The 22,851-nt window shown below is 58.3% G+C and carries 23 protein-coding genes and 1 tRNA gene; 13 read left to right on the top strand and 11 right to left on the bottom strand.

Going from position 1 to position 22,851, the window contains the following annotated elements; genetic code table 11:
* Positions 1 to 482 precede the first annotated feature (482 nt).
* The 4 genes from ACR0K4_RS21285 to ACR0K4_RS21300 all read left to right on the top strand — a co-directional run bounded on the left by ACR0K4_RS21285 (position 483) and on the right by ACR0K4_RS21300 (position 4,366).
* Positions 483 to 1,232 (top strand): 5-oxoprolinase subunit B family protein, encoded by a 750-nt coding sequence (locus ACR0K4_RS21285; RefSeq protein WP_480521375.1) that lies wholly within the window; start codon positions 483 to 485, stop codon positions 1,230 to 1,232.
* Positions 1,229 to 2,224: a 5-oxoprolinase subunit C family protein gene (locus ACR0K4_RS21290; RefSeq protein ID WP_480855675.1), complete on the top strand. Its 996-nt coding sequence runs from the start codon at positions 1,229 to 1,231 to the stop codon at positions 2,222 to 2,224. Before ACR0K4_RS21285 ends, ACR0K4_RS21290 begins: the two co-directional genes overlap by 4 nt.
* Positions 2,225 to 2,236: 12 nt before the next feature.
* On the top strand, positions 2,237 to 2,998 hold the full coding sequence (locus tag ACR0K4_RS21295) for a LamB/YcsF family protein (protein WP_480855676.1): 762 nt from the start codon (positions 2,237 to 2,239) through the stop codon (positions 2,996 to 2,998).
* 120 nt (positions 2,999 to 3,118) lie between these two features.
* Positions 3,119 to 4,366 (top strand): hypothetical protein, encoded by a 1,248-nt coding sequence (locus ACR0K4_RS21300; protein ID WP_480855678.1) that lies wholly within the window; start codon positions 3,119 to 3,121, stop codon positions 4,364 to 4,366.
* Positions 4,367 to 4,423: 57 nt separating this feature from the next.
* Here ACR0K4_RS21300 and ACR0K4_RS21305 read toward each other — a convergent pair whose 3' ends face one another.
* Entirely contained in the window at positions 4,424 to 5,842 is a 1,419-nt protein-coding gene (locus ACR0K4_RS21305; RefSeq protein ID WP_480855679.1) for a D-alanyl-D-alanine carboxypeptidase family protein, read from the bottom strand.
* A 245-nt stretch (positions 5,843 to 6,087) separates the two neighbouring features.
* On the bottom strand, positions 6,088 to 6,789 hold the full coding sequence (locus ACR0K4_RS21310) for an HAD family hydrolase (RefSeq protein WP_480521387.1): 702 nt from the start codon (positions 6,787 to 6,789) through the stop codon (positions 6,088 to 6,090).
* A 92-nt stretch (positions 6,790 to 6,881) separates the two neighbouring features.
* Here ACR0K4_RS21310 and clpS point away from each other — a divergent pair, with 92 nt between their 5' ends.
* From clpS to hemF, 4 genes are read left to right on the top strand one after another with little or no spacing between them, the layout of a single operon-like run.
* Positions 6,882 to 7,223 (top strand): ATP-dependent Clp protease adapter ClpS, encoded by a 342-nt coding sequence (gene clpS / locus ACR0K4_RS21315; RefSeq protein WP_480521365.1) that lies wholly within the window; start codon positions 6,882 to 6,884, stop codon positions 7,221 to 7,223.
* A 27-nt stretch (positions 7,224 to 7,250) separates the two neighbouring features.
* Positions 7,251 to 8,216, top strand: coding sequence for a class I SAM-dependent methyltransferase (locus tag ACR0K4_RS21320; RefSeq protein ID WP_480855680.1), 966 nt, complete (start codon positions 7,251 to 7,253; stop codon positions 8,214 to 8,216).
* Between the two features lie 37 nt (positions 8,217 to 8,253).
* Entirely contained in the window at positions 8,254 to 9,054 is an 801-nt protein-coding gene (locus ACR0K4_RS21325; protein ID WP_480855681.1) for an SDR family NAD(P)-dependent oxidoreductase, read from the top strand.
* 5 nt (positions 9,055 to 9,059) lie between these two features.
* On the top strand, positions 9,060 to 9,944 hold the full coding sequence (hemF, locus tag ACR0K4_RS21330; RefSeq protein ID WP_480855683.1) for an oxygen-dependent coproporphyrinogen oxidase: 885 nt from the start codon (positions 9,060 to 9,062) through the stop codon (positions 9,942 to 9,944).
* A 77-nt stretch (positions 9,945 to 10,021) separates the two neighbouring features.
* On the opposite strand, the gene ACR0K4_RS21335 is transcribed toward hemF, so the two are convergent.
* Positions 10,022 to 10,429, bottom strand: coding sequence for a hypothetical protein (locus tag ACR0K4_RS21335; RefSeq protein ID WP_480521357.1), 408 nt, complete (start codon positions 10,427 to 10,429; stop codon positions 10,022 to 10,024).
* 177 nt (positions 10,430 to 10,606) lie between these two features.
* On the opposite strand from ACR0K4_RS21335, the gene ACR0K4_RS21340 reads away from it, so the two are divergent.
* Positions 10,607 to 11,119, top strand: a complete 513-nt coding sequence (locus ACR0K4_RS21340) for a toxin-activating lysine-acyltransferase (protein WP_480521355.1) — start codon at positions 10,607 to 10,609, stop codon at positions 11,117 to 11,119.
* A gap of 3 nt (positions 11,120 to 11,122) precedes the next feature.
* Entirely contained in the window at positions 11,123 to 12,049 is a 927-nt protein-coding gene (locus ACR0K4_RS21345; protein ID WP_480855685.1) for a Hint domain-containing protein, read from the top strand.
* On the opposite strand, the gene modC is transcribed toward ACR0K4_RS21345, so the two are convergent.
* From modC to modA, 3 genes are read right to left on the bottom strand one after another with little or no spacing between them, the layout of a single operon-like run.
* Entirely contained in the window at positions 12,046 to 13,143 is a 1,098-nt protein-coding gene (modC, locus tag ACR0K4_RS21350; RefSeq protein ID WP_480855686.1) for a molybdenum ABC transporter ATP-binding protein, read from the bottom strand. The genes ACR0K4_RS21345 and modC overlap by 4 nt on opposite strands.
* The gene (modB, locus tag ACR0K4_RS21355) at positions 13,140 to 13,832 is read right to left on the bottom strand and encodes a molybdate ABC transporter permease subunit (RefSeq protein ID WP_480855687.1); all 693 of its coding nucleotides are present in this window, start codon (positions 13,830 to 13,832) and stop codon (positions 13,140 to 13,142) included. The genes modC and modB overlap by 4 nt, the downstream gene beginning before the upstream one ends.
* Before the next feature lie 4 nt (positions 13,833 to 13,836).
* Entirely contained in the window at positions 13,837 to 14,607 is a 771-nt protein-coding gene (modA, locus tag ACR0K4_RS21360; RefSeq protein WP_480855688.1) for a molybdate ABC transporter substrate-binding protein, read from the bottom strand.
* A 189-nt stretch (positions 14,608 to 14,796) separates the two neighbouring features.
* Here modA and ACR0K4_RS21365 point away from each other — a divergent pair, with 189 nt between their 5' ends.
* Together ACR0K4_RS21365 and ACR0K4_RS21370 are read left to right on the top strand one after the other, a co-directional pair.
* Complete coding sequence (locus ACR0K4_RS21365; protein WP_480855690.1) at positions 14,797 to 16,050, top strand: aminotransferase class V-fold PLP-dependent enzyme; 1,254 nt, start codon at positions 14,797 to 14,799, stop codon at positions 16,048 to 16,050.
* An 82-nt stretch (positions 16,051 to 16,132) separates the two neighbouring features.
* Positions 16,133 to 16,208: transfer RNA gene (locus tag ACR0K4_RS21370), tRNA-Val, on the top strand.
* Positions 16,209 to 16,403: 195 nt separating this feature from the next.
* Here ACR0K4_RS21370 and ACR0K4_RS21375 read toward each other — a convergent pair.
* The 5 genes from ACR0K4_RS21375 to ACR0K4_RS21395 all read right to left on the bottom strand — a co-directional run bounded on the left by ACR0K4_RS21375 (position 16,404) and on the right by ACR0K4_RS21395 (position 21,497).
* A complete protein-coding gene (locus tag ACR0K4_RS21375) occupies positions 16,404 to 17,324 on the bottom strand; it encodes a LysR family transcriptional regulator (RefSeq protein ID WP_480855691.1) in 921 nt (306 codons plus the stop codon).
* A gap of 84 nt (positions 17,325 to 17,408) precedes the next feature.
* Entirely contained in the window at positions 17,409 to 18,338 is a 930-nt protein-coding gene (locus tag ACR0K4_RS21380) for a p-hydroxyphenylacetate 3-hydroxylase reductase component (RefSeq protein WP_480855692.1), read from the bottom strand.
* Between the two features lie 70 nt (positions 18,339 to 18,408).
* On the bottom strand, positions 18,409 to 19,518 hold the full coding sequence (locus ACR0K4_RS21385; RefSeq protein WP_480855694.1) for an LLM class flavin-dependent oxidoreductase: 1,110 nt from the start codon (positions 19,516 to 19,518) through the stop codon (positions 18,409 to 18,411).
* Positions 19,519 to 19,656: 138 nt separating this feature from the next.
* A complete protein-coding gene (locus ACR0K4_RS21390; protein WP_480855695.1) occupies positions 19,657 to 20,973 on the bottom strand; it encodes a TRAP transporter large permease in 1,317 nt (438 codons plus the stop codon).
* A gap of 14 nt (positions 20,974 to 20,987) precedes the next feature.
* Complete coding sequence (locus tag ACR0K4_RS21395) at positions 20,988 to 21,497, bottom strand: TRAP transporter small permease (RefSeq protein ID WP_480521325.1); 510 nt, start codon at positions 21,495 to 21,497, stop codon at positions 20,988 to 20,990.
* 181 nt (positions 21,498 to 21,678) lie between these two features.
* Between ACR0K4_RS21395 and ACR0K4_RS21400 the strand changes: the two genes are divergently transcribed.
* Positions 21,679 to 22,752 (top strand): C4-dicarboxylate TRAP transporter substrate-binding protein, encoded by a 1,074-nt coding sequence (locus ACR0K4_RS21400; RefSeq protein ID WP_480855696.1) that lies wholly within the window; start codon positions 21,679 to 21,681, stop codon positions 22,750 to 22,752.
* Positions 22,753 to 22,851: the final 99 nt, after the last annotated feature.

Raw genomic sequence — 22,851 nt, forward strand, 5'->3', positions numbered from 1 at the left:
CCGGTCTCTCCCGAGCGTCACAACCGTCTCTCCGGCCCGTCTCCGCCGTTCCCAGCGTCCCAGCAACCGCCTCAGCAGCGCCGGTGAAGGGCGTTCTAAGTAATACTCCCAAAAGGCGCAAGAGGAAAATTGCATGTCGCCGAACTTTTTTGCGTTATCTGTTATTATCATTTCATTTCAATGCGATAGACCTTCATAAACTTAGAGGTATTAACCCTTACAAGGCATCATCAGTTGATCCCAAACCCTGTTCCCAGCGATGTGCCAAGGCAATACCCCTACATATAGTGAATCTGCGCCAACAACACACTAGAGGCATCCGACTCAACGGCACGGATTTGATTCATTTCCACTCAAAAAAACACGCCTCACAGCACTCCTTCCAGCATAAGCATTAAGCCACGAAGCCGCCAAAGCCTTGCGCATCGCTGACGAATGCGGTCAGGTCGGCGCAGGCAACCCTGGAATCCTACGAACCTTTCATGACGCAACCCGATACGTTTCCGCTGATGCGCACCGTTGGCTTTGACGGCCTGTTGGTCACCTTTTCCGATTCAATGACCGAACCGGCAAACCGCGCAGCAATTGCCTTTCGGGGCGCGTTTGAAGCGTTACGAATGGACGGCGTTCTGGAAACCTCAGCCTCGCTGGCGTCCGCCTATGTCCGGTTCAACCCCGCCCAGCTGTCTCATCAGGATATCGAAGAGCGGGCAACAACGCTGCTTGCCAGTCGCGACTGGTACAGCGCGCCATTGCCGACCGGGCGACGGTTCTGGCGGGTTCCGACTGTCTATGGCACCGAACTTGCGCCCCAGCTAGAGGATGCAGCGGCCGCCGCCGGTTTATCTCCGGCCGAGGCCATCGAACGTCTGGGGCAAACGCGTGTGCGCGTGCTGACAATCGGATTCGCGCCAGGGCAGCCCTATCTTGGCCCGCTGGGACCGGAGTTCAACATTCCGCGCCTGAAAGAGCTGACGCCGATGGTGCCCGAGGGGGCTCTGGTCCTGGCGATCTCACAATTCGTTTTGTTCTCGGGGCCGACACCCACCGGGTGGCGCCATGTCGGTCAAACCGCGTTTCGGTGTTTTCGGCCTGATATGGAGCAGAGCTTTGCCCTTAATCCCGGGGACGAAATGCAGTTTGTTCCCGTTTCGCGCGACGCGCTGGAAAACATCAAAGCCACCTGCACCGATGGGACGGGCGGAGCGACCTGCGAGGAGATCATGGCATGAGTCTGATCGTCCATCGCATCGGCCCGGCCTGTACCGTGCAGGATCAGGGACGCACTGGGTATCTGGATCAGGGTCTGTCGCGCTCGGGCGCGGCAGATATTCTGGCTTTGCATGAAGGCGCTGCTTTGCTGAACCAAGACCCGACCTGTGCCGCGTTGGAAATGGCAGGTATGGGGGGCGAGTTCGAGGCCACCGCCCCCACGACCATCGCGCTGACAGGCGCACCCATGCAGGCGAGTATCGATGGCGGCTCTGTCATGTGGAACGCCTCGCACCAGATGGAAATAGGGCAGAGATTGATGATCGGGTCAGTGCTGCAGGGCAACTATGGCTATCTGCATCTGGGCGGCGGGATTGGAGCCGAGGTCATGCTGGGCTCGCGCGCGGCTCACCTGACCGCCAGAATCGGACGCGCGGTTCAGGTGGGGGACACCCTGCCCGCTATAGGTACGGGGCGCGCTGGATTAAAACTGCGCGCCGAGGATCGGTTCTCGGGTGGGCTGCTGCGGGTGGTGGCGAGTTTTCAGACCCCGCTGTTTGACGACGAAACGCTGACGCGGTTCACGCAAACGGCTTTTTACCGCGGTGCCCGGGCCAACCGGATGGGGATGCAGTTGGACAGCGACGGTGACGGGTTCGCCGCGCGGGGTCAGTTGAACATCCTGTCCGAGGTCATCACACCCGGCGACATACAGATGACGGGAACCGGCGCACCCTTTATCCTGCTGCCCGAATGTCAGACCACCGGGGGTTATCCGCGCATCGCGACCGTTCTGCCCTGTGACCTGCCGCGCGCGGCGCAGACCCCTGCCGGCGGTCAGGTGCGGTTCGAGTTCGTTTCGCTGGAAGAAGCCGCCGCGCTGCAGGCCGCGTTCGAGGCAGACCTTGCCCGCTTGCCCGGTCGCGTTGAGCCTCTGGTTCGAGATCCGCATGACATCCCGGACCTTCTGTCATACCAATTGATCAGCGGAATGATTTCCGCCACCGAATAAGGAGTAACACCGATGCCAAGCGTCGATCTGAATGCCGATATGGGCGAAAGCTTTGGCCCCTGGAACATGGGCGATGATGCAAACCTGCTGAACATAATCACCTCGGCCAATATCGCCTGCGGCTTTCATGCCGGAGACCCGGATGTGATGGCGAAGACGATGACCCTGGCCGCCGAAACCGGTGTAGGCATTGGCGCGCATCCGGGGTTTCCGGACTTGCAGGGTTTTGGGCGGCGCAACATGAAGGTACCACACGCATCCCTGCGCAATCTGGTCCGCTATCAACTGGGATCGGCCATCGGTATGGCCAAAGCGGTCGGAACCGAAGTTCGGCATCTAAAGCTGCACGGGGCGCTGGCCAATATGTGCTCGGTTGATATCGACATGGCGCGTGCCTGCTATCGGGGCGCGCTGGACGTGGCCCCTGACATCATAATCATGGTGCTGGCCGCCACGAAACAGGAAGAAGCCGTGCGCGATCTGGGCTGCAAATGGGTGGGCGAGATTTTTGCTGACCGCGCATACAACGATGACGGCACACTGGTAGACCGCTCTCTGCCCGGCGCCGTGATCCATGATCCTGAGGTTGCCGGACCGCGCATCGTGAACATGGTGAAAGAGGGCGCGATCATCACCGAATCCGGCAAACGGCTGGAAACTTCGATTGACACGATCTGCCTGCATGGTGATGGCCCGACGGCGGTTCAAATTGCCCGGTCCGTACGCGAAAACCTGATCGATGGCGGCATCGAGGTGACGAAATTCATCCGCTGATCATCCCGGCCTAACCTGCGCCCCCCATGTCCGAAGTGTTGCCCGTGCTGGCCTTAGTGCCTAGCATGGATGCCAAGTGCATGTTTCGACAGCCACAAATCTGCGCATGGAGATGAGCCAATGTCATTCGACCTGATGTCCTATGAACCCCGGGGCGACAAGAAGAACTCGGACTTCTTCACTGAATACCTGCCGAAAATCTATGAGCGCCGCACCAGTTCAGGCATCGCAGATCAGGTCGGCGCGATGCGCGCGATAGTAATTCAGGTCGAAACCGACGCGTTGTTTGACACGCTGGTCGAGCTTTATGTGATGACGCCGTATCGACACACGGCCAGCTATCTGGGACAGACGCATAAGTTTTCGGTGCTGCATTCGCATTCCGACTACCCGGCGCTGATCGTGATGGCCCCGCTCAGCCCCGCGTTCGAGGATTTCATCCCCCGGATTAACCGAATGTACCCGTTGGCGCGCGGCACGCCGCAAACGCGCTATGTGGGCGAGATTTACGGGGCCTCTGATCTGAAGGCGCTGACCGGCACGCTTGAGGATCAGAATATTCGGTTCGAATATTCTGGGGACACCGAGAACCCATTCTACACAATGGACGGGTTCCGCTTCACCACCCCTTCGGATTTCACCTGCAATCGCGTGGGATACTCGACGCTGGACTTCAATGACACCGACAGTCTGGGGTTGGGCGACAGGGTGCTGCTGAGCGACGCCGAACAGGCGCGACTGGATCAGGCCGCAGCGTTTGGCGCAGACAGCAAGATCGCGCCGCTGATGCTGGGGATCGACCATCTTGCCACGCGGGTGCTGGCGGGGGAACGCGAGGATGCGATCCTCGAATTTCTGACCATGGTCCCTTATTACTTCTGGGGGGCCTACAACATCTTCGACATGAACTCGTCGACCAACGTGAATCGCAACGCCAACGTTGATGACGACAAGAAATCCCCCGCCAAAGTGTTTACGGCCAACAACACGCCCTCCTTCGTGAATTCCTTTGCCAAACTGCCGATGCCCACCGAAGATTTCGTGCGCAATTTCGGGCGTCGGCTGCATCATATGGCGGTTGAGATTCAGGACGGCGATCACGGCGCGGGCGAGAAGAATGTGGATTTCGTAGTGAATACGCTCAAGGACAAGGGCGTGCCCTTCCTGGCGCATGTTGTGGGCGAGTGCAAAGACGACCCGAACCTGAAACAGATCTTCTCAAAACACTCGAAACACACGCTTCTGATAACTGAGTATATCGAACGCTGTCACCACTATGACGGCTTTTTCACCAAGGACAATGTTGCCGCCCTGACCGCTGCTGCCGGGCAGGACGAACAGTATCAGCACGGTCACGTCTTTGATTAAAAAAGGCTGCGAGTGTCCTCGCAGCCCAAATCCAGCCAGGAGAGAATATGTCGGGTCTTATGATGGCCCGATCATGAAACACGTGACATTGCGGGCCTGCAACCTGCGACAGGCCAGATCGGCCTGTTCGCGGGTCATACCTTGAAAAGTCGCATCAAAGCCACGCGAATTCTTGTTCACCTTGCGCAGCGTGCCGTCCAGCGTTGTCATTTCGGACAGCGCGGTTTTCAGCAGAACCTTCTCGGCTTCATATCGCGTGGTGTAGCGGCCCACATTGACACCCCACAGATGCCCGCCCGAGGTTGACAGACGGGTGACGATTTCGGGTTCCGGCTCGGGCTGCGTCGCCGGACCTGTCGATGCCAGCACCAGATCGTCGGGACGCGCGGCGGGCCGCGTGTTCTCGTCGGTTGGGGTCTGGATATTTGCTGACGCGATGGCTGCAGCGATTCCGTCTTGCAGCCGGGCGCGGTTCTTTTCGGCCGACGCAGCCACTGTACCCGCCACCTGAACCGCGCCGCCGACCCCGGGGCGCAGAACAGGACGCAGGCTGGTGGTTGGAGCGCCGACCAATCGCGCGACCTGTGCGTTCAGGCCCGCATTTCCTGCGTAAGCCGGACGGGCGGGTTTGCGGATCGGGGCGCGTGAAGGTGCGCGACGAAAGCCCATATCCAGCAACTCGGCCACTTTGGCATTGCGCGACGCGCCAGATTTGCCCCCGAAAACCGTGGCAATGATACGTTCGTCCTTGCGCTTGGCCGACGCCACAAGGTTGAAACCAGCGGCACGGGTATAACCGGTCTTGATCCCGTCCGCCCCTTTATAAGCGGCCAGCAGTCGCCGGTTGGTATTCGGAACGGTCTTGATCCCGGCATGCGTCGATTGGCGCGAGAACAGGTTGTAGTATTGCGGGTAGTCATACAGCAGGTGCCGCCCCAGCGTGGTCATGTCCCGCGCTGTCGACAGATGCCCCGACTCTGTCAGGCCATGGGCGTTTTTGAACGTGGTTCGGCTCATCCCCATGGCCTTGGCGGTGCGGGTCATGCGGCGGGCAAACGCGGCCTCGGACCCGCTGATCGCGATCCCGATAGCCGTTGCAGCATCATTGGCTGATTTCACCGCGGCGGCGCGGATCAAATAGCGGAACGCAATGCGTTGCCCGGTGCGCAGACCCAGCTTGGACGGCGGTTCGGAACTTGCTTTCTTTGTGATGCGGACCTGCGTATCCAATTCGATTTCGCCGTTTCGAACCGCCTCGAACGCAATGTACAGCGTCATCATCTTGGTCAGCGATGCAGGATGCAGTCGGCTGTCGGCATTGCGCGAATGCAGCACCTCTCCGGTGCGTGCATCAATCACCATGGCCGCATATGGCGCAGCCAGGGCCGGAAGTGGCGCAAAAGCCAGCAGCCACACAAATGGTATAAGAATAAAGCCCAATCGGGCCGGAACTGTCCGCCGAATCCGCACGATCATTGCCTCTGTCTGCCTCGCGCCGCCGGGTTTTCCCGGTCAGCAATTTATCTTTATGATGCCTTTCAGGCTAACACAGCAGCGGTCTTAAAGAAACTGAAAGCTTCGTTTTTGGGGATCACGAATTTCGAACATCCAATCCCAGATGTTGTGGCAACCGACCCACCGCCTACCACATCAACGAAGATGGCAGAAAACAGGCGCGTGCGGATTGGGTTTTTTAGAAACTGCGGCGGATTGGCAACATCTCAGGAAAAGCGATCAACAAGCTCTGAAAGCTCTGACAAATCCCGCAGTTCAACGAATCGAGGGTTGGTTTCGGGTTTGTCGGCCTGCTCCACCTCCCAGACCAGACCATGGGGCACGTATACACCCCAACACCCGGCTTGAATGGGCGCCACCACATCCGAGCGCATCGAATTTCCGATCATCATTGACGCCTCAGGCCCGTCGCCATGTTGCGAGAAGATAGACTGATACGTGTGCGCCGATTTCTCGGACACGATCTCGACCTCGTCAAACAGCTCGCCCAGACCCGATTGCGCAAGCTTGCGTTCCTGATCGATCAGGTCGCCTTTGGTGATCAAGATCACGCGATGCGTGCGCGAGGCTGCCTCGACCGCCTCGCGCGCATGGGGCAAAAGTTCTATCGGATAGGCCAGCATCTCCTGACCGGCTTCGATCAATTGCCGGATGACACGGGCGGGCACCCGATCATTTGTCACCTCGATCGCGGTTTCGATCATCGACAGGGTAAATCCTTTGACACCATAGCCATAGTGACGAATGTTACGCTTTTCCGCTGCCAGCAACCGGCCCATCAAGTGATCCCGATCTGCGTGGTCGGCCAGCAAATCTGCGAAATAGTTCTGAGTCAGCTGGAAAAAGCGTTCGTTGTGCCATAGAGTGTCATCCGCGTCGAAACCGATTGTCGTCAGTTTTTGACCCATTTCGAATTCGTCCACTTTCTCTTTTCTCTGAAGGTTTCGACGTTATATAAGCGCTCAGACAAACCGAAGCCCCAATTGAACGAATGCACGCGATGCTGGAAACCCCTTGGATGATGTCTGACAATTCGGATGACGATAGTGACTCGTCCGTTCTGGTGCAGACGCGCCCGAAAACCAAACGTCCGCCGCTGTATAAGGTTTTGCTGCTGAATGACGACTATACTCCGATGGAGTTCGTCGTGCATGTGCTTGAGAGGTTTTTCGGCATGACCCACGCGCAGGCGTTCGAGATCATGCTGACCGTGCATAAGAAAGGCGTGGCCGTTGTTGGGGTCTTCAGCCACGAGATCGCGGAAACCAAGGTGGGTCAGGTCATGGATTTTGCCCGCCGTCACCAGCACCCGCTGCAATGCACCATGGAACGCGAAGAGTAAGACTTCGCCGTCCAGCCGGAAACCCTCATGTCCATTCGCCTTGACCTTGCGCTGCACAACGGCCTGACCCTTGCGCCCCTGACCTCGGTCATCGGGCCGACGCCGGATCACGATCTGTCACCGCTGGCGGACGGATCGCAAGTGGTGCAACCATTCAAACCGTTCCATGATCACTTTCAGAAGCTGGGGTTTGAGGCCGTTCCCGATGCCGATGGTCCATGTCAGGATGCGGTCGTCTTTCTGCCTCGCGCCAAGGCGCTGGCGCGGGCATCGATCCATCACGCGTGCACGCGCGCGGCTGGCGTGATCGTTGTTGACGGGGCCAAAACCGATGGTGTGGACAGCGTGCTGAAAGACATTCGCAATCGCGTCGCCGTCCAGGGACCGATTTCCAAGGCGCATGGCAAGATCTTCTGGTTTCAGTCCAACCCCCAAGCGTTCCTGGACTGGGCCACCCCGAACGACGGGATGGTGGATGGGTTCCATACTGCGCCGGGCGTGTTCTCGGCGGATGGGATCGACCCCGCGTCGGCCATGTTGCACGCCGCGTTGCCGCCGAAACTCGGAGCGCGTGTTGCCGACCTGGGCGCCGGTTGGGGATACCTTTCCTCAAATGTGTTGCGCGATTCCGGTATCCAAACGCTGCATCTGGTCGAGGCCGATCACACCGCTCTGGCCTGTGCGCGCCGCAATGTTCAGGATTCCCGCGCCCAATTCCATTGGGCCGACGCGGTGACCTGGTCCGCAAGTGATCCACTGGATACCGTCATCATGAACCCACCCTTTCATACCTCTCGCAGCGCCGATCCGGCGTTGGGGCAAGGGTTCATCGCGGCCGCTGCGCGCAACCTTGGCCAGTCCGGCAGCTTGTGGATGGTTGCCAATCGCCACCTGCCCTACGAGGCAACACTGACCGAGCGCTTTTCGCAGCTGCGCGAAATCACCGGAGATAACAGGTTCAAGGTTTTTCATGCCTCTCGCCCTCGGCGCTAAGGCCGGTTAACGTGCACGGCAACTCAGGAGGATTCGCATGTCCTTTTCCATAGCGGGCAAGACCGCGATCGTTACAGGCGGCGCCAGCGGCATCGGATTGGCCATAGGGCGCCATTTCGCGGATGCAGGGGCCAATGTCGTATTTGCCGATATGGATGAAAAACGCCTGATCAACGAACTTGGCGAGCAGGCCGATGACAGCAACATCCGATATTTCGCCGGTGACCTGCGCGAAAAGCTGACGATTGCCAACCTGATTTCTGCCACGATCGATGCTTTTGATCAGGTCGACATTCTCATCAACGGCGCGCGACAGGTTATTCAATCCGACCCGCTGGATTCGGACGACGATTCCGTGCGCACGCTGCTCAATCAAAACCTGATGCCTGCCTTGCGGCTGAGTCAGGTCGTCGCCAAACGCATGATCAAACAGGCCGGCGACGACGATGACGGCCCGGCAGGGTCGATTATCAACCTTTCCTCCATCGCCGCACGCCGCACACACCCGGACCTGATGGCCTATTCGGTCTCAACCGCCGCTCTAGACCAGATGACGCGCTCGCTTGCCGTGGCGCTGGCACCAAACCGGATACGCGTAAATTCAATCGCCCTGGGATCGGTGATGAGCGCATCGTTACAATCGACCCTCAAGGAAAACCGCGACTTTCGGGACGATATCGAAAAACACACACCGCTCGCCCGGATTGCCGCACCCACCGAACTGGTCGAAACGGCCCAGTTTCTGGCCTCGGACGCGGCTGGCTTCATGACCGGACAGATCCTGACCATTGATGGCGGACGTACCCTGCTTGATCCCGTTGCAGCACCAGCCCACTGAGCCCGATGTTTGAAGCCGAAAAAACCACCGCCTCCGACTGGTTCCGCCAACTGCGCGACGGTATTATCGCCGCATTCGAAGCGCTGGAAGACAGTCATGATACTGGTCCCTTTTCCGACGCGGAACCGGGGCGGTTTCAGGTTAAGGAAACCAAGCGTCACTCGGATGATGGGTCAGATGCAGGCGGCGGACTGATGTCCGTGATGCGTGGCGGTCGGGTGTTTGAAAAGGTCGGCGTCAATGTCTCGACCGTATACGGAACACTGGGCGAAAGGGCTCAGGGTGCGATGGCCGCCCGCAAAGGCATTCCCGGCATGACCAAGGACCCCCGGTTCTGGGCCTCGGGCATCAGCCTGGTGGCTCATATGCAGAACCCGCATGTGCCCGCCGTCCACATGAACACGCGCATGTTCTGGACACCTCATGCATGGTGGTTCGGGGGCGGGTCCGACCTGAACCCCTGCATCGAGTATGACGAGGACACCGCCCATTTCCATGCCACTCAAAAGGCGCATCTGGACCCGCACGGACCGGGTCACTATCCGCGCCTGAAAGACTGGGCCGACGAGTATTTCTATATCCCCCATCGCAAACGCGCGCGTGGGGTTGGCGGCATTTTCATGGATGACTACTGCACCGGCAACTGGCAGGCCGATTTCGCCCTGACACAGGATATTGGCCGGGCGTTCCTCCCCGCTTTTTTGCCGTTGGTCGAAAAGCGGCGGGTTCAGAGTTTTTCAGATGCCGACAAAGATACTCAGCTGATCCATCGTGGACTATATGCCGAATACAACCTGGTCTATGACCGCGGCACCAAGTTCGGGCTGGAAACAGGTCATGATCCGGACGCTGTACTGATGAGCTTGCCGCCGCTGGCAAAATGGACCTGACAAAGCGTTGCTCGATACCTTGACCGGAGATTCATCGCGTTCAGAATCGGCCGTAACCCAGAGGGCCACGCCACCTCTCAGAAACCGAAATCCAGGAAATTATCGTAGCAATAGCCCTGCGCGGCGGCTGCCGTCATGTTTTCGCCAACACGTTTAACGGTGACCGAATACCCCGGCGTCGTATCAACCCCGGGCGGCGGTGTCAGTGCGAATTTCACAGTGCGAATCTGACGCTCATATGCCTCGGTTATGTAGATCCGCTGCGTGGCTTTGGTTCTGAGCGTCCGGATCGCAAAATCCCCAATACCGCACCAATAGGCCACGGCTGCTGAAGTGCCACTTGCCGATACCTCGTAGATCCCGTCGGGCAACGGTGTCACGGTCGTGCGAAAGGCCGGCGCATTACCCACACGGAAGCCCTGCGCCTGCGCAATACCCGATACCAATACGGTGCAACCCAGAAGTGCTGCTGTAAGAAGACGCATTGTCACGCATCCTTGTTGGAGTTCAATCCCGTCCGATACTTCCCTCACAAGACAGGCAGTCCCTTTGATTTTCAAGGTTTTTCCAATAGATTTATGACCAACCAACCGCAACCGCCCCGGAAAAACCACTTTCTTTGAATGTGATCGACGCTATGATTCCCACATCAGAGGTATCGTGTGCAAACAGCGTTTCCAAAGGATTGGTTCGATCTGACCCCGGAACAATACGCGGATTTCGGTGCGTTGTTCTATCTGGCCGCGCTGACGCAAACCCACCGGTCCCGCAGTATGGCTCAGGTTTTGTATGCGTTCGAAACTCCCTTGCGGTTGGGTCAGTACCATATCTTCCGCCAAAATGGATTTCCCCGTGGTTTCGTAACCTTTGCCGGTCTCAGTCCGGATGCAGAGTACCGCTATGCGATCAAGGATGAGCCGCTGACAGATCAGGACTTCGCCAGCGGTTCGTCCTTTTGGATCATCGACCTGGTCGCGCCTTTTGGTCAGACAAGACAGATGGTGGACATCCTGAAACGCGAGATACCGCATCCCCGGGTCCGCACGAACCGCCTTGCCAACGATATGGCCACCAGGCGCATTGTCGAGTGGTATCGGGACGCGGACAACCGGATTCAGATCAAGCTGTACAAGGATCGGGAATTCGCACGGCAGCTAAACCAGGAAAGGTCGTAGGCAATGGCATCGACCATAACGATATCCGGCGAAATCACCGGCAATGTCACCGGCGCGCCGCCAAATGTGGCAACGGGCGATCTGGACGTGACAGCGACATCTCCGGCGGGCACGTTTGTCGGAGCAAGCTGGGCAATTTCCGCTGATCCGAGCCTGGGTGTGGCCTCTATCGACCCGAACACTGGCGTCTGGACATACACGGTCGACCCAACAATTTTTGACAGTCTGGATGATGGCGAAATCGTCTCGGACACGTTCGAAGTAACGGTGACAGCCACATTCCAGAATGCAATCTTCACCTTCACGGACACCGAAACGCAGATCATCGACATCACAATTGAAGGGGTCTGTTTCACCGCAGGCACTCTGATCGAAGCCGAGCACGGCCCAACCCTGATCGAAACGCTGGATCAAGGGGATCTGGTCCACACATTCGACAACGGCCTGCAGCCTATCCGCTGGATTGAAAGCAGCCGCATGAGCGTCAGCGATCTGCAAACCAACCCCGCCTTGCGCCCGGTGCGGATAACTGCGGGAAGTCTGGGGCCCGGGACCCCTTCTCGCGATCTGGTTGTCTCGCAACAGCATCGCATTTTGATCAACGGGCCAAAAGTCGAGCTTTTGTTCGGCGTACCCGAAGCGCTCGTCGCCGCGAAACATCTGTGTTCCTGGCCCGGGGTGGCGGTTGACGCTGTGGATGGGCCGGTTGAGTATTATCATATCCTGCTGACCCGCCATGAAATCCTGACGGCCGAGGATGCGCGGGCCGAAAGCCTGTTTTTGGGTGAAGAGACACTTCACACTCTGTCTTCCGAAGCTCTGCAGGAACTGGTCGAGATTTTCCCGGATCGGGTGGTGGATGAAAACAGTGGGTTTGGGGCGGCGGCCCGGCGCATCCTGCGCCAGCACGAAGCGCGTGCGCTGATTTAAGATCGTGCCACGCGTCCACCGACGTCCTGAGGTGCTAGAGCCACGGTTTTAATAACTGCATGGCACGGGCTGCCGGGTTGCAGCCCCAGCGCAGCCACCGATCGTCTTGTGACCCGCGCCAGCACCACTCCCGCTGGTGTTCTGACCGACACAATCGCACCCGGACCATCCCCTGCGCGGATCGCATCGACGTGGCCCGACAAGACGTTCAGCGCCGAAAGCCCCTCGGGCGGTTTGCTGGACAGGATGACCTCTTGCGCAGGAATACGAATGCGCAGCTCTTCTCCGATGCGATGGGGGATACGGGGCAGGAACAGACGTTCTCCGCCCACGTTCAGTTCGGACAGGCCATCATCGTGATGCCCTGCGACCCGAACCTGCAACACCGCCCCCACGGCCCGGACACCTGCCGGAGCAACAGACGGGTCCGCCAGAACGTCGGAAGCAGGGCCGTGACGCACAACTTTGCCGTCCTGCAAGGCCACAACCGACGTGGCCAGCCGGGCAACTTCGGCTGCGGAATGGGTGACGTATAGGATCGGGACAGAGACCTCATCCCGCAGCCGCTCAAAATATGGCAGAATTTCAGATTTGCGGGCATCGTCCAAAGCCGCCAGAGGTTCATCGGCAAGGATCAGGCGCGGGCTGGCCAGCAGGGCGCGACCAATGGCAACCCTTTGTTTCTCGCCCCCTGACAGCATCGCCGGACGCCGATCCAACAGATGCCCGATGCCCAACATCTCGACCACGTGGTGCGGGTTTTCCCGTTCCGCACTGCGCGGCGCGAACCACCGCCCATAGGCAAGATTCTGTTTCACGGTCAAATGCGGGAACAGGCGGCCTTCCTGAAAAATATACCCCAGACGTCGGCGATGCGGCGGCAACCACGTTTTGGCCCCTGTATCAAACAGCACCCAATCATCGACAACCACGCGGCCAGCGTCGGGGCGCAGCAATCCCGCCACCGCGTTTACGATGGTTGTTTTACCCGATCCCGATCGCCCGAATAGCACGGTAACGCCTGACGGCGCATCAAAGTCCAGATTAAGCACGATGTCCGGCAATCTGTGCTGGATTTTGACCGACAGGCTCATGATCCGGCCACCCGCCGAGCGACCCTGCGGCCCACATATTCCGAAAGCAGCAGCGCACCCATGGCAATCGCGATGGAGATGATGACCAGCCGTGTCGCCGCACTTTCACCGCCCGGCACCTGAAGAAAGGCATAGACGGCAGAGGGCAGAGTCTGTGTTTGACCGGGTATGTTCGAGACAAAGGTGATCGTGGCCCCGAACTCTCCCATCGCTTTGGCAAAGGCCAGTATGGCCCCCGCGATGACACCCGGCAGGATCATGGGCAAGGTTACCGTGACAAACACAAAGAACCGGGACGCTCCGAGTGTGGCTCCGGCCTGCTCCAGCTTGGGATCAACCGCTTCGATCGACAGCCGGATTGCGCGGACCATCAGCGGAAAGGCCATGATCCCCGCGGCCAGTGCTGCGCCGGTCCAGCGAAATGCAAACACAATGCCCAGCTGGGCCAACGGTCCGCCCAAAGGCCCCTGCAGGCCAAAGGTCAACAGCAACAGATACCCGGTCACCACCGGAGGCAGGATCAGCGGTAAATGCACCAACCCGTTCAGCACCTGCCGCCCGGGAAAACGCCAGCGCGCCAGTGCGTAGGCGATGAAAATACCAAACGGCAAGGTCACCAGCGTGGCCCAGAAAGACACGCGCAAGGACAGCCTCAGCGCCTCAAGTTCTGCGGGTCCCAGCCACCCCATCCCATCACCCGTCCGGCAGGGAAAATCCCTGCCTCAGAAACACCGCCCGTGCCGGATCGGATTGCAGATAGGTCAGGAAGGCCCCTGCCCCTTTTGCCGGTTCTGTCATCAAAGCAGCGGGATAAACGATCGGAGGATGCAAGGAGGTTGGAATATCGGCAACCACACTCACCTTGTCTTCAGCAATGGCGTCGGATTGGTAGACAATGCCTAAAGGAGTGGCCCCCGCCGCTACCAAGGCGAGTGCTGCCCGCACATTGTCCGCCTGCGCGATGCGATTCTGGATATCCCCCCATACTCCAAGTTCCTGCAAGGCGGCCTTTCCATATATCCCCGCCGGGACCGCATCGACCAACGCCATGGCAAGATGTCCACCATCCAGAACAACGCGTAGATCAACGGCTTCGGTGAGTTCAAGGGGCACTGCATTCGGAGCGCCGATCAGAACCAGCTCATTCCCCAGCAAGTCCAGGCGCGACGCGCTATCTATTTGTCCGCCCTGTTCCAGAACATCCATCCACGCGACATTGGCCGAAATGAACAGGTCCGCGGGCGCACCTAACTGAATTTGTCGGGCCAGAACCGAAGACGCCGCGTAGGACACAACAATTTCCTGACCCGTCTCTTGCGTGTATGTTCGCGAAATCTCGTCCAGCGCGGTTTTGAGACTGGCGGCAGCAAATACCAGTACCTCATCCGCCACAGCCCGTACCGGCATCAGCAGCACAGCGCAGAAGGCAATTCCCGCAAACAGGCGACGCCAGGCGCTGATCATCTTGTGCCTCCGGTTCAAAGGGTTGCGGTTCCTTCGGGCATATCCGAGGCCGCAAGCGACAAGCAAGGCCCATTGCTGACGCATCTCTTGCGATTGCGCGGCCCGGGTCCGGCAATTTAGGTCGCAAACGGGATTGATCCCGCTATGTGAAAGGGCTGATTGTAAGGCGACATCTGACAGGACATGCCCATGCTGCACCAAATCCCCGGCCTGATCGAAACAATCCGCGCGAAGTTTTCGCATGTCGACATTTGCCCGTTTCAAGGTCCGCGCGTGTTCTTTGAAAATGCCGGTGGCGCTCTGACGTTGAACTCGGTGGTCGAAACCTCGGCAAAGTTTGCAGCGATCCCGGACAATCAGGGCAGGGACAATATTGCCAGCCACGCGTTGGTGGACATTATCCAACAGGCCAAATCTGACTTGGCGGTCTTCATGAACGCCTCGGGCGGACAGTTCTTTGTCGGCGAAAGCGGGACCGAATTGCTGTTTCGCATGATACGAACGGCCTGCGTTAACGCGCCCAAGGGGGGCAAAGTGATCGGCAGCTCCATTGAACACCCTGCCAGCCGTAGCGCGGCGCAACGATGGGCCGGGATTGTCGGGCTGGACCATGTCAATGTCCCGCATGACGATGACACGGGCCTTGTCACGGCCGAGGATTACCGTGTGCATCTGACCCCCGACGTGGCCGTGGCGACGATTCTGCACGCATCCCCTGTCACAGGCATGGGTATGGACGTCGCCGCAATTGCCCGGGCGATCCGCGCGGTCGCACCCGATTGCTTCATCATCGTTGACGGGATTCAACACGCGGCCCACGGGCAGATGGACCTGGACAGCTACGATGTGGATGGATACGCGATCTCTCCCTACAAGGTATTTTCCCGCCACGGGTACGGTATCGCCTGGATATCCGACCGCCTGACCGCCCTGCCACATGATCAACTGATCGACGCCCCCGCTGAAGGGTGGGAGTTCGGAACCCGCGATACCGGAGCCTATGCGACAATGTCCGATGTGGTGAGCTATTTCGATTGGCTCGGCGCCCAGGTCTCGGACGCGGATGATCGTCGCAGCCGCATTCATGCCGCAGGACAGGCCGTTCATGCCTATGAAACCCACCTGACGAACACGATGATCAACGGAATCGGCAACCTGCCCGGACTGCGAGATATGGATCACATCACGATTCTGGCAGGTTCAGACAATCCCGCCCGCGAGGGCCTGGTCTCGATCACCGTCCGCGATGTCCCGTCACCGGATGTTGTCACCCGCCTGAACGACCAGGGTATTCGCACACACACACGCAAAGCCGACCATTACAGCGGAAATGTTCTGACACCACTGGGTTTGACCGATTGCATTCGCATTTCGCTGTGCCATTACAATACGGAACAGGAAATTGCGCAGCTGCTGACCGCCCTGAACGAAATGCGCGCCTGAGCATTTTTCGTCGCCTATGATGCGATAAATTACTCATCACCCTCTTGCACCCGCCCGCGGGCTTGGCTAAATGAGCCATCACGGGTGATTAGCTCAGTTGGTAGAGCGCTTCGTTTACACCGAAGATGTCGGGAGTTCGAGTCTCTCATCACCCACCATCCTTTCCCCACAATGTATCAAGGCCTTACGCGACGTGCACCTTTTGCCGTGCTCCGCATGAAGCTGTGTCCGCTGCACTTAGACAGAAAAGATGTCTCCAATACAGGAGATAAGTACTTCGGCGCTGCTGAACGCTTGATGCCGATGTCGGACATAGATGAGACATGATTTGCAACCAGCCTTCGAAATTTACTTCAAACGCTGACGGGTTCGATTTCGAGCGCGGAATTCAACTCTTCCTGCAGGGTGTCCGCGAAGGCCTGTGCTGCAAGGCTCAATGGGCGTTTGCGGGTTTCGATCCGCGCGTAATTCACTGTCAGTTCGGGGCTGGACAACGGTACGACCTGGCGCCTCCGACCATCCAGATCCGGAAGACAAAGGATACCGGGCAGGATCGTGGACCAATCGGACTCGGCAACCAGACCCAGCGTACCGTGCATACTGTCCAGCTCCATCATGTCCGCCACTTCAATCTCGTTTAGTGCAAGGTAATTCTCGATTTGGTGTCGACGTGCGTTTTCTGGGCCGGGCAGGACCAGTTTCAAAGGCGGAAGATCCCGCAGATTGATGCCGACACCGGTTTTCGGCAATTCGGTATCTGGTGCGCAGACAAGGCATTCACGGTCTTCCCCCATGGGTTTTGAACGCAACACGTCGCTTGCATGATACGAGGCGGGGACTACCGCAAAATCCAATTGCCCTTCGATCACCGCATGCGCCAGTGCCCCGGAATAGGCTTCGGAGATTGACACGCGGACCTCGGGGTACTCCGCGCTAAAGCGCAACAACGTCTTGGTCAGAACCGCGCGGGTGAATGTGGGCATCAAGCCAACCTGGACGTGACCGACAACCGAACTGGACAGTGTTTTCAACCGGTCTTCGGCCTGACGGGCGACCGCCAGGACCTGAACCGCGACCTGATAGAAGGACCGCCCCGCCTCGGTCGGGGTAACTCCGGATGAGGAGCGTTCGAACAATTGCACACCGTACCGCTTTTCGATCTGGCTGACATGCATCGACAGGCCGGACTGCGTGGCGTTCACCCGCTCTGCCGCCGCCGAGAACGACCCTTGCTCAAACACCGCGGCAAAGTAGTGCAATTGTTGCAGTTTCATTCAGCCATCCACCTTTATGGCGGACGTTAACACTGTTTGATTCCACAAGGAATGGGCGTTGACGTGCATCACCCGTACCGGGAACTACCTGTCAATCAGCTTGGACAGAACGGCGCTGAAAGTCTCCAGCTCCTCAGGATCGAAATCCCGGAACGTGTCTTCAGCATGCGCTTCGGCCAGCGACCAGCAATCTTCGGCCTTTTTGCGTCCGGCTTCGGTCAGGCGGCAGGAGTCCCGGTCTTCGGTGACAAACCCGAACCCAGCCAAACTGGCCAGTGAGGCCCGAGTTTCTGTGATGCTCGTGTGCAGATGTGATACCAGCTCTTCGGCGCTGATCCCGTCCAGATCGTTCAATACCAGTAGAATCCGCGCCTCGATCACACTGAGGTCAAGCGCTTCCAGCTTGGGCTGATAGCGCTCCTGATAAGCCCGCACCGCGCGCAGCATCATAAAGAAGGAATGGCCGCCCATACGATCCCCGACCGGGGTTGTCTGGTTTTTCTCGCCTGTGCCCGGATGGTTGAACACCATCGAATAAGAGCCCTGATGGAAACACAGCGGTGCGCGGCCGAAATCATGGAAATCCAGAACCCGCCCGACAAAAATCCAATGATCGCCACCATCCAGCTTGGCATAGGTTTCACATTGAAAACGCGCCGCGCAGTTGGGAAAGATCGGAGCCCCGCCGATCCCGGCCTCCCATTCAACACTCGCGAATTTATCGGGTTGCTGGCGCGCGAAATGGTTGGACATCTCCATCTGATCAGCCGCCAGCACGTTGACAGCGAAATGGCTTGCCTGTTCAAAGATGGCGCAGCTACGCGCCTCTTTCATACTGCTCCACAGAACCAGAGGCGGGTCCATGGACAGCGAGTTGAAGCTGCTGGCGGTCACCCCAACATGAGTACCGTCGGGGGCGCGGGCGGTGATGATCGTCACACCCGTCGCGAAATTGCCAAGCGCGCGGCGAAAGGCCTTTGGATCAATTGCGGGTTTTTCGACCACGACGTTCATTTGGGACCTCCTGAAACTTTGTCTGCTTTCGGCGGACCCAAAGATCCACCGGACAGGCGCAAAGGACGGCTCAAGCTGCGACAGCCGCAGGCTCGGCTTTGGTGGCCTCGTCCAGGATCGGCATGACCTTTTCGCCCATCAGGATCATACTGTCGCGGCCCATCTCGTAGTCGGTCCAGTCATGGCCCGCATAGACCAGATGTTTGAACGGCCCCGTCTCTTCCCGCAGCGCCAGAATCTGGTCCGCGACCGAACTTGGATCGCCATAGATCACCAGCTTGTCGAGCACGTAGTCCAGCGTCACCTCATCATCGGGCATGTTCTGGTCTTCCTTGAACAAGTTCGCCCGACCGCCTTTCTTAAGTTTGGTCAGCAGTTGCGAGAAATAGTAGACATAAGGGCTGCCCGGATCGCGCGCATAGGTGCGGGCGGTCTCCATGTCTTTGGCGACGCAGATATTCTTGGCCACACGCCAGTCGGAGAAATCGGGGGTAAATCCACCGGCCTCACAGCCTTTGACATAGTTCGGCCAATGGGTGGCAACCCATTTGGGCAGAAGGAAATTCGCTGAAATCGGCTGCCAGCCCCGCTCAGCCATAGCTGTGACACCTTTTGAAAACGGAGCGACAGCGGTGCCCACAATCGGCGGGTGCGGGTCTTGATAGGGTTTCATGATGGCACCCTGCCCGATCTCGGGCATCATCGTGCGCCCGGTCGAAACCTCCCAGAAGTCGCCTTTCAGGTTATACGGGGCGTCACCGCCCCAGATGTCCAAAACCATGTTGATGCATTCCAGGAACATGGCATTGCGATCATTGTCGAGGTTACCGAAAACCTCGGCATCCGACATCAACCCGCCCGGCGAGATGCCGAAATTCATCCGACCTTCCAGCATGTGATCCAGCATTGCCACCTCGGCGGCAACCCGCGCGGGGTGAGAGTTCGGCAAGTTGACCGTGCCCGTACCCAGCCGGATGTTCTTGGTCTCATAGGCAATGCTGCTCAGGAAGGCCACGCAAGAGGTGATGATTTCGGCCTGATCGGTGGTATGTTCCCCACAATAGGCCTCGGCAAACCCCAGCTTGTCAGCAAGCAGGAAAGCTTCGCGATCCTCGGCCAGACTTTGCGCCACGGGTTTGTCTAGCGGGTGGATTGGCATCGTAAAAAACGACAGCTTCATTGGGGCTCCTCCTTGGGTTTGGATTGAGTTTGGAACAGCGCAGACCATCAAAAAACTGAAACTTTCTGATGTTTGCTATCTACCTTTCTGATGCCTTCGACTGGGACGTTAGGTTCAAATCCATCCATGGGATCTGGTCTACAAAAGGCTGGTGGGTAACCAGTTAGCCAAAGGCGGGAAGACCAGAACCAGAACCGCAACGATCAGGATCATGATCCAATAGGGGATCGAGCCGTTGAAAATCTCGCCCAGTTTCACGGACGGGTCCGGGACAGCAGCCTTTACCGTGAAGATAAGCAACCCGAATGGCGGCGTAAGTAGCCCGGCCTCGATCACCAGGATGCCGAAGATCGCAAAGGCCAATTGGTCAATGCCCATGCCGGCTGCAATCGGCGCGAAGATCGGAACCGTAAGTAGGATGATCGAGGTCGAGTCGATGAACATCCCCAGCAAGAGCCAGATCAGAAAGATCATCAGCATTATCACAACCGGATTCTCGCTGATGGACAGCATGGTTCCGTTGATGACCTGAACTGCACCGCCCATAGCGAGGAAGCGGGAATAGAGCGATGCCATGACCAGCAGAATCAGCAATGGTGCCGTGGTCCGACCGGCGCGGTATATGGCGTCGAGCAAGTCGCTGCGGCCCATCCCTTTGACTAGACCGACGATCAGCGCGCCGATGGCACCAAACCCGGCGGCCTCGGTCGGGGTCAGGACACCGCCCCAGATACCGCCGATCACGATCATGATCAGGCCGACGACGGACAGCCCGGAAATCAGTTCCGAACGCTTTTGCGCCGCTGGCACATCCTTGACCAGATCGGGGGAGTATGCGGGCGCGGTTTGGGGGTTCAGTTTCGCTTTCAGAACGCAGTAACCCACGAAAAACGCGGCCAATACCAATCCGGGCAACAGACCCGCGATGAACAGGGCTCCGATGGATATCTCGGTCAGGACGGCCCAGATGATCATCAGTATCGAAGGGGGGATGAGCATCCCCAGACACGCGCTTCCGGCCACCACACCCAGCGCGTAACTGCGGCTGTACCCAAGCGCGACCATTTCAGGATAGGCAAGGCGCGAGAAGGTGGCGGCCGAGGCGATTGAGACGCCAGTGATTGCGGCAAAGATCGAATTGCCGGTTACGGTTGCCACGGCGAGGTTTCCGGGCAGGCGCATGAACGCGCGGTTGCAGACAGTGAAAATGTCCTTTGCAGCGCCAGAGCGTGAGATGAACTCTCCCATCAAAACGAAAAGCGGGATCACGATGAAGATGTCCTTGCGCAGTGCTTCATAGGCCGTGCCCGACAGCAGGGATAGCGCAATATCGACGCTGCCCAGCATCCAGTAGACACCCACAACCGAGGCCACGCCAAGCGCGACCGCAACGTGAACGCCGATGGCCACAAGGCCCATCATGATGGCCAGAAAGAGAAAGATGGTCGCAGTCATGTTCCGGGCCTCGTTCAGTTATCGGTCAGCGCATCGTTGAGGCGCAGGTCACCGCGAAAATCGGCAACTATCATGCAAACATATGCAAACGCGGCAAAAAACGCGGTGGCGGCAATCATGAACCGGATTGGCCATGTGTAGATACGCAGCGCGCCTTCACCCTCGTATTCGCTCAATCGAAGCGCCTCGAACGCCTCGGGGATGGTGGCCGATCCAACGGCCATGAACAGGGCAAAGCCCAGCAGGTAGCAGACCGTGCGCATGATTCGTTGCAGGAAGCGCGGCATCGCGGCCACCAGCAAAGTTGTGCGCAGCATCGAGCCTGAATAGATCGCAAGCGGCAGCTGAAGGAATGTCACCAGAATGACCGAGTTCTGCAGGATTTCCTTGGTGCCCGGCAAAGGGGCCAAAAACAGGATTCGCCCGAACACGTCCACCAGAATGACCAGTGCCAGGATAAACACCCAAAGCGATGAAACGATGTGAATGGCCTGAGCCAGCCAGATGGCACGGCGAAAAATCATGCAACCCCTCCTCTTGGGCTTGGACCTACAGCTAAGGCGATAAGCGCGTTCGCGCAACGATCTTATTTATCACTTGATAAATTTTTTATTTGGTGGGACCCTCCCCACGCAATCGGTCGCGCCGGAACAGCATGGGCGACCCAGAATAATGATGGGGCATCTCTGCCCAAGGGAGGAACTTATGACTTCATTGCTGCGCCATTTGGCCTGGCCCGCCGTTGCCGCGATGTTGGGCGCGGCGACACCTGCCGTTGCCGACACCTTCACGCTGCGTATCGGGTCTGGGCATCCACAGGGGCCTACACCTTACGTGAACACGATGGCCGAATTCTTCGTGCCCGAAGTTACCAAACGGGTCGCGGAACGTACGAAACATAATGTTCAGTTCATCGAAGCCTATGGTGGCGCAATCGCTGGTGTGGCGGACACGCTGGAATCGGTACAGCAGGGGATTCTGGACGTTGGCGCGTTCTGCATCTGCTTTGAACCGTCCAAGATGTTCCTGCACAATTTCCCCTATTATCTGGCCTTCGGCCCCGAGAAATCCTCGGACGCGGTTGAGGCCGCGCATCGGGTGTATGACGCCAATCCCTGGCTGAAAGAGGTGATGGTCAATGAATTCGGTCAGCGGTTCCTGGGTCTGGGCGTATGGGACAACTATCATCTGGGCACGAAGGAAGAATGGGACACGATCGAAGACCTTAAGGGGGTCAAAGTCGGCGGCGCGGGCCCGAACCTGCCCTGGCTGGACTATATCGAGGCCATCCCGGTGCAATCCACCCTGCCCGAAGGGTATCTGGCCCTGAAAACCGGTGTGTATTCCGGCTGGCTGATGGTGCCTTCTGCCTATAACGGCTTCAAGTTCTACGAGCCAGCGCCCTATTACACGCTGATTGGGTTCGGTGCGATGCCGGTGATCATGATGACCATGAACGAGGACAAGCTGCAAAGCCTGCCCGAGGACGTGCGTGAGATCATCTTTGAGGTCGGCCGGGAATGGGAAGCCAGAAACGGCGCGCTGATGGACGAGGTTCAGACCTCGGGTCTGGCAAAGCTGGCTGAAAATGGCGCGATCATCAAGGAACTGCCGCAAGAGGTGCGCGTTGCCTGGGCCGAGGGTCTGTCAGACTTCCCGAAGCTGCAGGCAACCGAGGCCGAAGGGCGCGGTCTACCTGCACTGAAAGTCATGCAGGATTACATCGACGCGGCCAAAGAGGTCGGACATGACTGGCCGGTCGAGTATCAACTTCAATAGCGGTTCGCTCGGGCTACAATAAAACCTGATAGCTTGCCCGAGATAATCTGATTTTTCGTTCAAACGACGCTGCTCTTACCATGTAAGGGCGGCGTTTTC

It is taken from the genome of Ruegeria sp. K11, from assembly GCF_056531905.1.

Excerpts from the sequence above, each read along its gene's own strand:
- ACR0K4_RS21285 (WP_480521375.1), top strand. The coding sequence starts at position 483 with ATGACGCAACCCGATACGTTTCCGCTGATGCGCACCGTTGGCTTTGAC.
- ACR0K4_RS21290 (WP_480855675.1), top strand. The coding sequence starts at position 1,229 with ATGAGTCTGATCGTCCATCGCATCGGCCCGGCCTGTACCGTGCAGGAT.
- ACR0K4_RS21295 (WP_480855676.1), top strand. The coding sequence starts at position 2,237 with ATGCCAAGCGTCGATCTGAATGCCGATATGGGCGAAAGCTTTGGCCCC.
- ACR0K4_RS21300 (WP_480855678.1), top strand. The coding sequence starts at position 3,119 with ATGTCATTCGACCTGATGTCCTATGAACCCCGGGGCGACAAGAAGAAC.
- ACR0K4_RS21305 (WP_480855679.1), bottom strand. The coding sequence starts at position 5,842 with ATGATCGTGCGGATTCGGCGGACAGTTCCGGCCCGATTGGGCTTTATT.
- ACR0K4_RS21310 (WP_480521387.1), bottom strand. The coding sequence starts at position 6,789 with ATGGGTCAAAAACTGACGACAATCGGTTTCGACGCGGATGACACTCTA.
- clpS (WP_480521365.1), top strand. The coding sequence starts at position 6,882 with ATGCTGGAAACCCCTTGGATGATGTCTGACAATTCGGATGACGATAGT.
- ACR0K4_RS21320 (WP_480855680.1), top strand. The coding sequence starts at position 7,251 with ATGTCCATTCGCCTTGACCTTGCGCTGCACAACGGCCTGACCCTTGCG.
- ACR0K4_RS21325 (WP_480855681.1), top strand. The coding sequence starts at position 8,254 with ATGTCCTTTTCCATAGCGGGCAAGACCGCGATCGTTACAGGCGGCGCC.
- hemF (WP_480855683.1), top strand. The coding sequence starts at position 9,060 with ATGTTTGAAGCCGAAAAAACCACCGCCTCCGACTGGTTCCGCCAACTG.
- ACR0K4_RS21335 (WP_480521357.1), bottom strand. The coding sequence starts at position 10,429 with ATGCGTCTTCTTACAGCAGCACTTCTGGGTTGCACCGTATTGGTATCG.
- ACR0K4_RS21345 (WP_480855685.1), top strand. The coding sequence starts at position 11,123 with ATGGCATCGACCATAACGATATCCGGCGAAATCACCGGCAATGTCACC.
- modC (WP_480855686.1), bottom strand. The coding sequence starts at position 13,143 with ATGAGCCTGTCGGTCAAAATCCAGCACAGATTGCCGGACATCGTGCTT.
- modB (WP_480855687.1), bottom strand. The coding sequence starts at position 13,832 with ATGGGGTGGCTGGGACCCGCAGAACTTGAGGCGCTGAGGCTGTCCTTG.
- modA (WP_480855688.1), bottom strand. The coding sequence starts at position 14,607 with ATGATCAGCGCCTGGCGTCGCCTGTTTGCGGGAATTGCCTTCTGCGCT.
- ACR0K4_RS21365 (WP_480855690.1), top strand. The coding sequence starts at position 14,797 with ATGCTGCACCAAATCCCCGGCCTGATCGAAACAATCCGCGCGAAGTTT.
- ACR0K4_RS21375 (WP_480855691.1), bottom strand. The coding sequence starts at position 17,324 with ATGAAACTGCAACAATTGCACTACTTTGCCGCGGTGTTTGAGCAAGGG.
- ACR0K4_RS21380 (WP_480855692.1), bottom strand. The coding sequence starts at position 18,338 with ATGAACGTCGTGGTCGAAAAACCCGCAATTGATCCAAAGGCCTTTCGC.
- ACR0K4_RS21385 (WP_480855694.1), bottom strand. The coding sequence starts at position 19,518 with ATGAAGCTGTCGTTTTTTACGATGCCAATCCACCCGCTAGACAAACCC.
- ACR0K4_RS21390 (WP_480855695.1), bottom strand. The coding sequence starts at position 20,973 with ATGACTGCGACCATCTTTCTCTTTCTGGCCATCATGATGGGCCTTGTG.
- ACR0K4_RS21395 (WP_480521325.1), bottom strand. The coding sequence starts at position 21,497 with ATGATTTTTCGCCGTGCCATCTGGCTGGCTCAGGCCATTCACATCGTT.
- ACR0K4_RS21400 (WP_480855696.1), top strand. The coding sequence starts at position 21,679 with ATGACTTCATTGCTGCGCCATTTGGCCTGGCCCGCCGTTGCCGCGATG.